This window comes from Glutamicibacter sp. AOP5-A2-18 (assembly GCF_052446055.1).
Classification (GTDB): domain Bacteria; phylum Actinomycetota; class Actinomycetes; order Actinomycetales; family Micrococcaceae; genus Glutamicibacter.
Genome location: NZ_JBQSVW010000001.1, coordinates 2,663,879 through 2,676,396 on the forward strand (window position 1 = coordinate 2,663,879; position 12,518 = coordinate 2,676,396).

General features: G+C 54.4%; 16 protein-coding genes. 4 read left to right on the forward strand and 12 right to left on the reverse strand.

The genetic code is table 11. The annotated features are described in order from the left end of the window. The first annotated feature begins 17 nt into the window (after positions 1 to 17). A complete protein-coding gene (locus ACT3RW_RS12795; RefSeq protein WP_131088878.1) occupies positions 18 to 902 on the forward strand; it encodes a 1,4-dihydroxy-2-naphthoate polyprenyltransferase in 885 nt (294 codons plus the stop codon). Positions 903 to 1,044: 142 nt separating this feature from the next. Here the strand turns inward: ACT3RW_RS12795 and ACT3RW_RS12800 are convergent, their stop codons facing one another. Next, the gene (locus ACT3RW_RS12800; protein ID WP_131088879.1) at positions 1,045 to 1,335 is read right to left on the reverse strand and encodes a DUF4229 domain-containing protein; all 291 of its coding nucleotides are present in this window, start codon (positions 1,333 to 1,335) and stop codon (positions 1,045 to 1,047) included. A gap of 53 nt (positions 1,336 to 1,388) precedes the next feature. Here ACT3RW_RS12800 and ACT3RW_RS12805 point away from each other — a divergent pair, with 53 nt between their 5' ends. Then, on the forward strand, positions 1,389 to 1,793 hold the full coding sequence (locus ACT3RW_RS12805) for a PLD nuclease N-terminal domain-containing protein (RefSeq protein ID WP_131088880.1): 405 nt from the start codon (positions 1,389 to 1,391) through the stop codon (positions 1,791 to 1,793). A gap of 279 nt (positions 1,794 to 2,072) precedes the next feature. On the opposite strand, the gene ccsB is transcribed toward ACT3RW_RS12805, so the two are convergent. Genes ccsB through ACT3RW_RS12830 form a run of 5 tightly spaced genes read right to left on the reverse strand, consistent with a single transcriptional unit; the run spans position 2,073 to position 6,812 of the window. Continuing rightward, positions 2,073 to 3,137 (reverse strand): c-type cytochrome biogenesis protein CcsB, encoded by a 1,065-nt coding sequence (gene ccsB / locus ACT3RW_RS12810; RefSeq protein ID WP_131088881.1) that lies wholly within the window; start codon positions 3,135 to 3,137, stop codon positions 2,073 to 2,075. Further along, a complete protein-coding gene (gene resB / locus ACT3RW_RS12815) occupies positions 3,130 to 4,758 on the reverse strand; it encodes a cytochrome c biogenesis protein ResB (protein WP_131088882.1) in 1,629 nt (542 codons plus the stop codon). The genes ccsB and resB overlap by 8 nt, the downstream gene beginning before the upstream one ends. Further along, the gene (locus ACT3RW_RS12820; RefSeq protein WP_444613996.1) at positions 4,758 to 5,513 is read right to left on the reverse strand and encodes a cytochrome c biogenesis CcdA family protein; all 756 of its coding nucleotides are present in this window, start codon (positions 5,511 to 5,513) and stop codon (positions 4,758 to 4,760) included. The genes resB and ACT3RW_RS12820 overlap by 1 nt, the downstream gene beginning before the upstream one ends. An 8-nt stretch (positions 5,514 to 5,521) precedes the next feature. Continuing rightward, on the reverse strand, positions 5,522 to 6,145 hold the full coding sequence (locus tag ACT3RW_RS12825; protein WP_444613997.1) for a TlpA family protein disulfide reductase: 624 nt from the start codon (positions 6,143 to 6,145) through the stop codon (positions 5,522 to 5,524). 4 nt (positions 6,146 to 6,149) lie between these two features. Next, positions 6,150 to 6,812, reverse strand: a complete 663-nt coding sequence (locus tag ACT3RW_RS12830; RefSeq protein ID WP_444613998.1) for a histidine phosphatase family protein — start codon at positions 6,810 to 6,812, stop codon at positions 6,150 to 6,152. 178 nt (positions 6,813 to 6,990) lie between these two features. On the opposite strand from ACT3RW_RS12830, the gene ACT3RW_RS12835 reads away from it, so the two are divergent. Then, on the forward strand, positions 6,991 to 7,782 hold the full coding sequence (locus tag ACT3RW_RS12835; protein WP_444613999.1) for a hypothetical protein: 792 nt from the start codon (positions 6,991 to 6,993) through the stop codon (positions 7,780 to 7,782). Between the two features lie 100 nt (positions 7,783 to 7,882). Here the strand turns inward: ACT3RW_RS12835 and ACT3RW_RS12840 are convergent, their stop codons facing one another. Next, entirely contained in the window at positions 7,883 to 8,518 is a 636-nt protein-coding gene (locus ACT3RW_RS12840) for a redox-sensing transcriptional repressor Rex (RefSeq protein ID WP_444614000.1), read from the reverse strand. A gap of 66 nt (positions 8,519 to 8,584) precedes the next feature. Further along, complete coding sequence (locus ACT3RW_RS12845; protein ID WP_315973789.1) at positions 8,585 to 8,830, reverse strand: glutaredoxin family protein; 246 nt, start codon at positions 8,828 to 8,830, stop codon at positions 8,585 to 8,587. A gap of 62 nt (positions 8,831 to 8,892) precedes the next feature. On the opposite strand from ACT3RW_RS12845, the gene ACT3RW_RS12850 reads away from it, so the two are divergent. Next, positions 8,893 to 9,699, forward strand: a complete 807-nt coding sequence (locus tag ACT3RW_RS12850) for an HAD family hydrolase (RefSeq protein ID WP_131088887.1) — start codon at positions 8,893 to 8,895, stop codon at positions 9,697 to 9,699. Positions 9,700 to 9,800: 101 nt separating this feature from the next. On the opposite strand, the gene ACT3RW_RS12855 is transcribed toward ACT3RW_RS12850, so the two are convergent. The 4 genes from ACT3RW_RS12855 to ACT3RW_RS12870 form a co-directional block, all read right to left on the reverse strand. Next, entirely contained in the window at positions 9,801 to 9,899 is a 99-nt protein-coding gene (locus ACT3RW_RS12855; protein WP_005504750.1) for a 30S ribosomal protein bS22, read from the reverse strand. 138 nt (positions 9,900 to 10,037) lie between these two features. Further along, positions 10,038 to 10,262 (reverse strand): helix-turn-helix domain-containing protein, encoded by a 225-nt coding sequence (locus tag ACT3RW_RS12860; RefSeq protein ID WP_131088888.1) that lies wholly within the window; start codon positions 10,260 to 10,262, stop codon positions 10,038 to 10,040. Between the two features lie 256 nt (positions 10,263 to 10,518). After that, on the reverse strand, positions 10,519 to 11,862 hold the full coding sequence (gene gdhA, locus ACT3RW_RS12865) for an NADP-specific glutamate dehydrogenase (protein ID WP_131088889.1): 1,344 nt from the start codon (positions 11,860 to 11,862) through the stop codon (positions 10,519 to 10,521). A gap of 157 nt (positions 11,863 to 12,019) precedes the next feature. Next, the gene (locus tag ACT3RW_RS12870) at positions 12,020 to 12,457 is read right to left on the reverse strand and encodes an ArsR/SmtB family transcription factor (RefSeq protein ID WP_444614001.1); all 438 of its coding nucleotides are present in this window, start codon (positions 12,455 to 12,457) and stop codon (positions 12,020 to 12,022) included. Positions 12,458 to 12,518 lie beyond the last annotated feature (61 nt).

The window sequence follows — 12,518 nt, forward strand, 5'->3', positions numbered from 1 at the left end:
CCCCGAAAGGACTGAAAGTGGCCACACTTTCCCAATGGGTCTCCGGTGCACGTTTGCGCACCTTGCCTATCGTCATCGCCCCGGTAGTTATTGGCACCGCGGCCGCAGTGGGCGAAACAGGTACCCTTCACTGGGTCCGTTTTGTTCTGGCGTTGATAGTCGGTTTGCTGTTGCAGGTTGGCGTTAACTACTCCAACGACTACTCCGATGGAATCCGCGGCACTGACGATGATCGTGTCGGCCCATTGCGTCTTACGGGCTCCAAACTCACTGCCCCGAAGAACGTACGCAACCTCGCCTTCGCCTGCTTTGGTCTGGCAGCTATTGCGGGCCTGACCCTGGTGGTCGTCTCCGCATCATGGCCGTTGTTGCTAGTTGGCGTGGCAGCCATTTTTGCTGCGTGGGGCTACACCGGTGGCAAAAATCCTTATGGCTACCGCGGCCTTGGTGATATCTACGTCTTCATCTTCTTTGGATTAGTAGCGACCCTGGGCACGACCTTCACTCAGATCAATGAACTGCCACTGACCTCCATATTGGGTGCGATTGGTACCGGTTTGATTGGCTGCGCGCTACTCATGGCCAACAACGTTCGGGACATCCCCACCGATAAAGAGGTTGGGAAAATTACCTTGGCTGTGCGCCTCGGCGAACACAATGCCCGTCTGAGCTACGTGTTGATGATTGCCGTAGCGATCTTGTTGCCACTGCTAGCTACCGGAACTTTCCCTTGGCTGTGGTTGCTACTGCTTACTTTCATCCCAGCTATCGCACCATCGTTGCTGATGCTGCGTGAACACGAGCTTCCCAAGCTGGTTAAGGTTCTCAAGCAGACCGGCATGCTGAACATGGTCTATGCCTTGCTCTTTGCGCTGGCCATTATCTTGCAGACTTGGTTCTAGCCCACCGGGTATTTAGCGCTTAATCACCAAAGCCTTGGCTCATCACTGCCCTCGCGGGAAATGATGAGCCAAGACTTTTTTCTGCTCAAAAGGTCACTGGAGTTAAGAACTCAGTTACCGAGCACGCAAATTATGTTGACGTTTATTCTGCAGTTCGGTGATTGCGTCGCTGATCTTCATCAAATTCATCTTCGACAGCTTCATCGTCCAGCTGCTTCTGCGTCTTACTTGCCGAGGTTTTAGCAAAAGCTTTACGCACGTCCTCGTTCGCTTTTAGACGAAGTTTATTAAAGAACAAGTAGGCTACCGCGAACGCGAAGATCAGCCCGATGATTCCGGAAACGAAGATAGGCCAGTTCAGACCCCACGAAAGACCAAGGAACACTGCGCAGAAGATGCCCAGGCGAAGAGCTGTATATTTCAGAAACTGCATAACTTCAAGTTTACCGATGAACCTGTGAACTCGATTATCACTAGAATGATTACATGGTCCGTCTCCTTATATTCGCAGCAGTAGTTTCGGTCGCTTTGATGATCTACACCTTGATCGAATGCAGCCGTGCGCCGAGGCATCTGATACGTTCCTTGCCGAAGCCCGCATGGTTCGTAGTGATCATCCTCTTACCGCTGATCGGTGCCGTATTGTGGTTCGTTCTTGGACGACCTCAAAGCTCGGCAAACCAACCAGCAGGGCAACAAACTGCCCCCGATGATGATGAGGACTTTTTGCGTCAGCTAGAAGTCTGGCGCCGACAGCAACAACGCGAAGCAGATACTAAGGCTCGTGAGCAAGAACTCAAAGATCAGGGCAAGATTCAAAAGAATACTAATCCTGAACCACCGGCTAAATCAGAAGACACCGACACTGATTCACCGGACACCAAGTCCTAGAAGCCAGTAGCGGCCTACTCACGGCCCGTAGAACACAAGCCCCGACATTTCCGTTACCGCGCCCTCGCGTGGCGCTCACGGAGGCCGGGGCTTTGTTGTACCTGTTGCTCGGCTGGCGTGGTCTGAGATGAGTAGCGTGGATCAGTTGGGTAGCTCAGATCAGTTGGGAACAAGGTGCCGAGCCCAGCGCCCTTCAAGGCCCAGAATGATCCGCCAACGACAAACGGCGAGCAATACCCCTGATGGGTGTCGCTCGCCGTTTGTGTATTGCTGCGGGGTCTAGACGCCCGCGTAGGAGTGTAGTCCGTTGAAGAAGATGTTCACGATGGTGAAGTTGAAGACCACGCAGAGGAAGCCGATAATCGACAGCCATGCTGAACGTGGGCCGGTCCAGCCACCGGTAGCGCGGGCGTGCAGGTAGCCTGCGTAGACAACCCAGATCACGAAGGACCAGACTTCCTTTGGATCCCAGCCCCAGTAGCGTCCCCACGCTGCTTCGGCCCAGATGGCGCCAGCCATCACGGTGAAGGTCCACATGACAAACGCGATGGTGTTGATGCGGTAGGCGAAGTTCTCCAGTGCACCTGCGCCAGGTACTACGCGCATGAATGGCAACTTGTCGCTAAGACCTGAAGCCAAACGGTTCATGCGCGAGTGCTGCAGCAACTGCAAAACGTTCATGGCGAAGCTAATGGCAAACAGTGAAGAGGAAAGCACTGCAATGGAAACGTGGATGACGATCCATGGCGACTGTAACGCTGGCACCAGGTGACCTACTGGAGTAGGGAAACCGATGGTAGCTGCACACAGCATCAAGGTGACCAGACCAGAGATGAACGAACCCATGAAGCGCAGGTCCTTGATGATCAGAATGATCAGGTACACCAAGGCAACAAGGAATGCACCGGTGGTGAGGAACTCGTACATGTTGCCCCATGGCACACGGTGAGCAGCCAGAGCACGGGAAACCACAGCGAAACCGTGAAGCGCAGCGGCAAGCCACATCAGCACTACGGCGATGCGCGCCATGGGGCGCTTCGCCGAGAAGCTGGTGTAGGTCATCTTGTCCGAGACGATCTCTTCACTGATGTGATCTGCTCGGCTATTTTCGCCGCGGCGTTTGCGATTGCTTCCAGCAACAACGTTGCCAGCACCAACGAGCAGTTCTTCGTCACGCTTGAGCGCAGCAGAGTCCATCTCGGTAATGGACTTGTTGGTCTTGGCCAAATCAAGAGCAAAGATGATGAAGACTACGCCATAGACCATGGCTGCCAGCAGCATGAACAACTGGCTGTATTCACCCAGCGATTCATTAATTGGTGATAATGCCCCAGCGTTACCCATTTACTGCTCCTTGGTTCTGCTCCTGGCTTGCCAATGGCCAAGCCTTGTCAAAGATTTTTTGTAGTTCTGAAGCTTCGCGTTCCAGTCGTGGGTCTTCGCCACGGGCCAACAGCGCATATTCGATACTACGCTTGCCATCAACCTGCACCAGTTTGATCCAGACACGACGACGCGGAGTAAACAGCGAGACGCCAAGTCCGATGAGAGCCAGAGCCGCAAAGATACCAATTGGCAGCTTGCCCGGGTCGTAGTTCACATCCAAGGCTACGTAGCGCTTGAGGTCATCAAAGGTGATGCTTCCCTTGCCATCTGGAAGATCGTAGGTCTGGCCAGCTTCAAGACGAATACCACCGGCGTCGAGGTCGCGACTGTTCAGTGCCTTCATCTTCGCGGTATCCAGCACAAAGACGTTCTGCGGATTGCCATTGTCTAGGCCTAGATCACCGTAGAAGGAGTTCAGGTGCAGCTGCGGGTTGATCGCGTTAGGATCTCCCGAGATACCAAATCCCTTTTCATCTACCAGCGCGGTAGGAAGTAGGAATCCCTGGAAGCCCAGCTGATCGGGCTTAGCGTCAGGCACCTTCAGCACGAAGATTGAAGTGTAAACGGAGTCCTGCGGAACTGAAGCTACCGGACCCGAGTAAGAAACGTTGCCTTTACCATCACGCACGGTGATGACCGGTGCATAGCCGTTGCCCACCAAGTAAACATCCGCGCCATTAATACGTAGCGGATGGTTCACTTTCAGGTCTTGTTTTACCGGTTCTGACTGCGCAGTCTTACGGACCTGCACGTGCGCGGTGAAGTCCAGCGGCTGTCCAAAATGTGCCTCTGATTCACGGTCAAAGACGATGTCGAATTTATCGAGTTTCACCGAGTAACCAGGAAGTTTGTCAGCATTAAACGCGGTTCCCGGAGTGAACGAGTCGTAGGCAACCAGCGAGTTAACGAAGGTCTCCCCCTCAACAACCACACGCTGTCCGGTGTAGCCGAAGGCCCCACCCACGGCGGCGGCAACCAGCACACCAATCAACGAGATGTGGAACATCAGGTTGCCGATTTCACGAACGTAACCACGTTCTGCTGCTACCGAACGTCCCGTCGCATCCTCGCGGCGTTCTACTCGATAACCACGCTTTTTCAGGATCTTGTAGGAGTCCTCAATGATTTGGTCATCATCGGGGGTATCCGACTCACCTTCGAGAATCTCGTAGGAAGTATATTGCGGCAAACGGTTAAGGCGAGCCGGAGTGCGTGGTGGTGGAGTACGCAGTGCTTGCGCGTGCTTACGCACACGCGGAATGATGCAGCCAACCAAGGAGATGAACAGCAGAATGTAGATCGCTGAGAACCAGACCGAGGAATAGACGTTGAACATCTGGAAGCGATCAAGCCATGGACCGGCCACCGGGTGCTGGTCAATGTAGCCTACGACGTTTTCTGGCCCCGAGGGACGCTGCGGGAAAATCGATCCCGGTACAGCAGCAACAGCCAATAGCAACAGCAAGAACAAAGCTGTTGGCATGGATGTTAGTTGAGTCCAGATCCACCGCAGGGTACCGACGAACCCTAATGCGGGTGCGTCTTGGGTGCCTTTGGACTTCCGTTGTTTTTTCGCCATTAAATTGGCAACCTCACTTCATTGGCAAACCAGTTTTGCAGTTCTGACACCCAAGTGCCCCATAGGCCAGTCACCATGGCTACGCCGAGGGCCATGAGCATTGCGCCGCCAAAACGCATGATGAATACCTGATGTTTGCGGAAGAACGCTAATGCCTGCATTCCGCGCTGTAGTCCAAGGGCTATCAGGATGAACGGCAACCCTAGTCCTAGGCAGTAGAACGCCGTGAGCAATGTGCCTCGTGCGACGTTGGCTCCGCCACCGGTTGACATGATTAGTACCGCGCTCAAGGTTGGGCCGATGCACGGTGCCCAGCCTAGACCGAAGGTCAGGCCAAGTACCGGAGCACCCCATAGCCCGGCCGGTGGTTTTTTGTGGATCTTACGGTCACGCTGCATCCATGAGAATCCGCCCATGAAGACGATGCCCATAAAAATTACGACAATGCCCAGAATCTGGGTGACCCACGATCCGTTGAATTTTAGCCAGGCGGTCGCCTGGCTGAACAGCACGCCAGCTGCGATGAAAACTACGGAGAATCCAAGAACAAACAGCAAGATTCCAAGGACTACCCGGCCTCGTCGGTGTTCTTTGAGATCCGCTCCGGTCAGGCCGGTGACGTAGCCAAGAAATCCGGGAACCAGTGGCAGAACGCAGGGAGAAAGAAATGATACTAATCCCGCCAACACCGCTACCGGCGACGCGAGTAATAACGACCCGTCTAGGACGATGTCGGCAAATGGATTTGAGGTCAACGCCTAGCTCACAACTCTTCGGTCAAAGCAGTATCGATCAGCGACTTCAAAGTGCCCGGATCCGCTGCACCAATAACGCGGGCGCGCACTCGTCCCTTGCGGTCTAGGACCAGGGTGGAAGGAACGGCTTGCAAAGGCACGTACTTGGTCATAGCTAGCTGAATATCGCCAGAGGTGTCTTGGATTGATTCATAAGGAAGGTCAAAGGTGCGTTCAAACGCCTTGGCTGCCTCCGCTTCATCGCGCACGTTGACGCCAATGAATTCCACCTTGTCGCCAAACTTGTTGGCCAACTTCTTCAAATCTGGAGCTTCGATGCGACACGGTGCACAGGCGGCGTACCAGAAGTTCAGCACTACCGGCTTGCCTTCCCACTTACTGAAGTCAACGTCGGTGCCGTGGTACGTGGTCGCGGTGATGTCTACTGGTTCGCTGCGCTTGGATGCTTCGTATTCCTGCACAGCTCCGTCGCCAGCAATGTAGTTTTTCCCATCGCCGTTGTTTGCTTGCGCAGTCAACGAATCTTCCTTGGCGCCGCAAGCAGCCAAGGGAACGATCGCGGCGGTAAGCATCAACGAACGCAGCATGGTGCGTCGGCTCAGATTGCGCGGGGTTGGCACAGGATCAGTCATTTACTTAGGCTCCAGGAATATTCGCTGCGCCGGCCAGTAGCTCGGGGTTTGGTTCGGTGTACCTCACGGAGACTAATTCGTCCCCTTCAAAGTCGAAGCTCGTGACCGAGGCCAGCGTGCATTCGCGCTGACGCGGGTCGTGCCACAACGGCTTCTTCTCGGCTGCTCGGCGAGTGACCCAGATAGGAAGCTGGTGACTAACAATGATCACTTCGGCGCCTTCGCCGTGTTCGGCGACAGCAGCGCGACGATGCGCATCCATGGCTTCACGCATGCGCTGAACCTGCTGCGCATAAGGTTCGCCCCATGATGGCTTGAGTGGGTTGACCAACAATGGCCAGAACTTCGGCTGACGAAGGTGCTCGGCGACCTTGGACAGGCCTTGAAGTTTGTTACCGGCTTCGATGACGCGGTCATCAGTGCGAATCGGCAGGTTCAGGGCGTGGCTGGTGGGAGCAGCGGTTTGCTGGGCACGGATCAATGGCGAAGCAACCAAGCGAACCACATTGGCTCCCTCGGCCTGACGCTGAGCGAAAAATTCGCCGGCCGCATCAGCCATTTTGAATCCCAGCTCGGAGAGCCCGTAGCCGGGGATCCGTCCGTAAAGAATACGGTCAGGGTTGAAAACTTCCCCGTGGCGCAACAAATGGACGGTCGATAAAGGCATACCTCCAGTCTCTCAAATGTTCAGTGCAAAATAGTCATATTGTGTCCACCATCAACTATTCACAGCCCATGCATGGGATTCCCATATAGAAAAACCATCCTTTTGGATGGGGTAGCTCACAGCGCCGAGTACTAGTCTTGAACACAACAACAAGTTGACCCCTAAAGGATGATGGATCATGAGTAATTACGACCCGAATCAACCCGGCCAGCCCTACAATCCTGAGTCCGGCGCTCAAGGTTCAAATCCGAACCCTTACGGCGAAAACCCGTATGCACAGCAGCCTTCCCCGTACGGACAAAACCCATACGGTCAGAACCCGCAAGCCGGGCAAGATCCTTACGCACAAGCTCCGATGACTGCTGGCTACAACCAGTTCCCTACCCAGGGTGGCTACGCCGCAGTTCAGCCTCCAGCAACCCGACCAAAGACCTTGCAGATTGCTTTTATCTTGATTCTGCTTTCGGGTGTTGTCGGTGCGATTGCTAGCTGGATGATCTCCACCTCAAATCTGTTCACCAACATGGTTGCTTCCCAGTGGGCAGCGGTGGAGACAGAACTAGAAACGCAGATGGAAAGTTCGCCTGAAATGGCTAACGACCCAACCCTGCAGCAGATGATGAACAGCCCCGAAGCGTTCATGGCACAGGCCAGCTCGGTAGTGGCCGGCATCAGCATTGTTGGTGCCATCATCTCGGTACTTCTGTACTTCTTGGTGGGCTTCTTTGTAGGCCGTGGTGTGGGCGCGATGCGCATTATCGCTACCATCTTGGCTGTACTGTCACTGTTCGGCATGTTCTCAACCGTGTCCGCCATCAGCATGTACGGCGACTCCCAGGCCGGTGTCCTGAGCGCGGTCTACATCATTGGTGTATTGCTTGGCATTGCTGGTGTGGTCTTTGCTTGGCTTCGTCCATCATCCGAATACATTGCAGCCCGTCGCATGGCTCGTCGCGCCGGTTACCGGTAAACAGCTGGAGCGCCCTGACTTCAGGGCAAATAGCTAAGGCGTTGCCTGTTTTGTCATCACTGACAAAACAGGCAACGCCTTTTTTATTACTAAAAGCTGGTTAGCCTTGCACGGCCAGATAAGCCAGAATCTGCAATTCAGTCGACAGATCAACACGGCGTAAGTTCATGCCGGTTGGAACTTTCAAAGGTTTCGGGGCAAAAGAGAGCACCGATCGCACGGAATTTTCAGCAAGTACATAAACGAGATCTTGAGCAGCGTCGCCAGGGACCGCTAGCACCGCAATGTTGATTTCTTCGCGGGCTACTACTTGGGCAAGATCCGCTATTGACTCAACGGTCAGTTCACCGACTTTGTCACCGATTAGGGTAGGGTCAACATCCAAAATGGCTTTGACATTGAAGCCACGCGAAGTGAAACCCGCGTATCCGCTCAACGCGCGGCCCAGGTTACCGGCACCGACAATCGCTACTTTCCAGTCTTGGTTCAGCCCCAAGGTCCGACTGATGTGTTCAGCCAGTTCTCGCACGACATAACCGACTCCACGCGTTCCATAGGAGCCGAGCCATGAAAGATCCTTACGCAAGATTGAGGGGTTCACCCCAGCCTCTTTGGCCAACACCCCGGAGCTGGTGCGTTCGCGCCCTTGGGCTTCGAGAGTGTTCAACGCCCGCAGGTACTGAGTGAGTCGAGCCAAGGTGGCTTCAGGCAGGACACGAGCTTCAAGCTCAGACATCTTCGTTCCCCTGCACTTTCCAATGGGCTAAGCGAGCACCGCGCATGTTCATGTTTGTGGCAACGGCTAGTTGGTGAGCAGACGCTCAAGCCGTTGTGGATCGATGGTCCAGAAGTCTCGGACCTGTCCGTCAATGAACAGCACTGGAACCTCTTCATGATGCTTTGCCAACAGATCAGGATTCTGATCTATGTCTATCTCAGAAAATTCCATATTCAACCGGCCCGTCACTTCTGCCACTGTCTGCCGAGCGGCGTGACAAAGGTGGCAGTCTTTTCTAACCAACAGTTGAATCTGATGCAAAGTACTCACCTGTCCATAATCTCACGAGCCGTAACCACGCTTGAACTTTAAGATGAAATAAACTGGATCAAATGTCTTCCTCAGAATTTGACTCCACGCAGTCTCAAGCTCCGGCATCGGGTACCGTCGCCGCATTTTTTGATGTGGACAACACCCTGGTTCGCGGTGCCTCGCTTTATCTACTGGCGCGCAAACTCCGTGAACACAAATTCTTCCAATTCCGCGAGATCCTATGGTTCGCGTTGAAACAACTGCGCTATGCCGCCCGTGGCGAGCATTTGGGCGACATCCATCAGATTCGTGACCGTGCGTTGATGATGGTGCGCGGAATCCCGGTGGCCGAAATTGAGCAAATCGGCAACGAGATCTATGACGAGTTCATCGAACCGAAGCTGTGGTCCGGGACCGTGGCCATTGCCCGTCAGCACCTGCATGTAGGTCGCGAAGTCTGGCTGGTCACCGCCACTCCCCTGGAAGTGGCGAATGTCATCTCGGATCGGCTCAATCTTTCCGGCGCTTTGGGCACCGTGGTGGAAAGTAAGGACGGTTTGTACACCGGGGCGTTGGCTAGCCCAATTCTTCACGCAGCCGAAAAAGCGCAAGCTGTTCGGTCCCTGGCTAAGGCTCGCGGGATCTCACTTTCGCGTTCCTGGGCCTACTCGGATTCCTACAATGACGTTCCATTGCTAGAAGCCGTTGGCCATCCTGTGTGCATCAATCCGGATGCTCGGTTACGTGCCTACGCCAAGCGCAGAGGCTGGCAAGTTTACGATTTCCGCACCGGCCAACGAGCCGCCAAGCTCAGCCTGCGAGCAGCCGGAGTCATCGGTGCGCTGTGGGCCGCTAGGCGCTCTATCCTGCGCCGTTCCGGCTCTTAGCAGGGTGTTAGTTACTTCTGGATAAAGCAATCGCCACCGTTTGCAGTTCAACTGCATATCGGTGGCGATGATTGCCTAGCGGCAAAGTGCTCGAAGTAGATTTACTTCTTATTGCGACGCTGGTGACGAGTCTTACGAAGCAATTTACGGTGCTTCTTCTTGGACATACGCTTGCGGCGCTTCTTGATAACAGAGCCCATAATGGTTCCTCACAAACTAATAAATGCGTCAACCCAAAATATCTGCTTGCACGCAAGCAAAAGGACAAGGTTGACCGGACGTTAAACGTTCCTTAATAGATTACCCGCTTTTCGGTCATGCTCTGACCATCGTGCGGACTAACGGCCGTATGAACCAGTACCGTGCTGCGGATCAATAGCCGCGGCACTTAGGTAGGATTCGACAGCGTTCTCCGGTACACGATAGGAGCGACCGAACTGAACGGCAGGCAGATCGCCTGCGTGAATCAGCCGATAAACCGTCATTTTGGAAACACGCATCATGTCAGCCACTTCGGCTACCGTCATGAAACGGGCTCCTGCAAAATTCTGTCTATCCGTCATGCGGGATATTCTCCTGACGCTGATCTCTATTTCGTCGCGTTACTAGCGAAGGTGAACTTACACGACTTTGGATCAACATCGGCGATCAGGTTCACGTTCGCTTTGTCCTAGTCTAATCGCACTTTGGTAACTTTCGCATCACGCAACACTTCAGGGCGCATCTGAATCAAAAATTTTGTTGCTTAATTGAGACAATTCGCGAGCCACGGTCCAATACAACCGGCGGTGACACGCGAGTCGTAATCAAAGGATTCCCCTAGATGACGCCTTGGGCCAGCATGGCGTCCGCTACCTTCACAAAGCCAGCGATGTTGGCACCGGCAACATAATTGCCTGGTATGCCGTACTCGTCAGCGGTTGTCGCACATCGGTCGTGAATGCCCACCATGATCTCGGTCAGACGCTGCTCGGTGTGTTCGAAACTCCACGAGTCACGGCTGGCGTTTTGTTGCATTTCCAGCGCTGAGGTTGCCACGCCACCTGCGTTGGCTGCCTTACCTGGGCCAAAGAGCACCCCGGCTTCTTGGAAGAGTGAGGTTGCAGCAGCGGTTGTTGGCATATTGGCGCCTTCGGCAACAGCAATGGTTCCTGCGGCCACCATCTTCTTCGCGGCACTTTCATCCAGCTCGTTCTGCGTTGCGCAGGGCAGTGCGACGGTTCCAGCAACGTCCCACACGCTGCCAGCTTCAACGTAGTGCACCCTGCTGGTTCCACGGCGTTGTGCGTATTCGGCAATACGTCCGCGCTCAACTTCCTTGATCTGGCGTAGCAGTTCTAGGTCGATGCCATCTTCGTCAACGATGTAGCCGGCCGAGTCCGATGCGGTCACGACCTTGGCGCCTAGGTTGGCAGCTTTCTCGATGGCGTGAATGGCCACGTTACCGGATCCCGAGATAATCACCCGTTGCCCGTCGAAGGACTGGCCGCGGGTCTTGAGCATTTCTTGGGTGAAGATCACGGCCCCGTAGCCGGTTGCTTCCGGGCGAACCAACGAGCCGCCCCAGCTCAGTCCTTTGCCGGTCAAGACGCCAGATTCGTAGCGGTTGGTAATGCGCTTGTACTGTCCGAAGAGATAGCCGATTTCGCGGCCGCCCACGCCAATATCACCGGCAGGCACATCGGTGTATTCGCCAATGTGACGGTACAGCTCGGTCATGAACGATTGGCAGAAGCGCATAACTTCACCGTTGGACTTTCCCCGTGGATCAAAGTCAGACCCACCCTTGCCGCCACCAATAGGCATACCGGTTAGGGAATTCTTGAAGATTTGTTCAAAGCCTAGGAACTTGACGATGCCTAGGTACACCGAGGGGTGGAAACGCAGTCCACCTTTGTACGGGCCTAATGCGGAGTTGAACTCAACGCGGAAGCCTCGGTTGATTTGGACTCGACCTTGGTCATCAACCCATGGCACACGGAAAATGATCTGTCGTTCGGGTTCGCACAAGCGTTGCAGGATCGCTGCTTCAGCATATTCGGGATGTTTGAGCGATACAGCTTCAAGGCTGTCGAATACTTCGGTGACCGCTTGGTGGAATTCTGATTCTCCGGGGTTACGACGGAAAACTTCATCACGAATCGTTGTTAAGTGCGTATCCAAGTTTCTCTCCTCATCAAACGGGGCAGGAACATGCGCACTGGGAAACTTACCCGTTGCGACACTGCCCCGCTTTCGAGAGTGTCATGGAGAACACACCGAGCTAAAATTTGCCGTTAAAAACCAGAAACATAACCGTAACTTGAAAACTGGGGATCACTTAGCGACGGCGGCCAAAGCGCGGAAGCCGCTCCAAGAATTCTTGAGCACGTCCAGTAACTTGTTCCAGGCCTCGGCCAACGCTGCGGCCAATCTGTTGCGCAGTGGGGTTGGCGGTTGTTGCCAGCTCAGTGCCCGCTTCAGATTCATGGAGTTCTTGTTGCTCATCGAGTACTTGTTCTGGCAGCAGATCGGCGCACCAACGAACAAGCTGCTCTAGCGCGGAGGTATCGATGCTGTAGATACGGCGCTGCCCGGCAGCGGCCATGCTCACCAGCTGCGCCTCACGTAATACCTTCAGGTGCTTGGATACCGTGGGCTGGGAAATTTCCAGCTCGGTTACCAAAGCGCCCACCGCTTTCGGTTCGCTTTTGAGAGCTTCAATAATTTTGCGTCGGGTTGGTTCTGCCAAAGCCGAGAACACTTCATCAATTGCCACACACATAACCCTAACGGCATATGACCTTCTGGCCATTGATTTCGCCGGGCTATCCATGGTG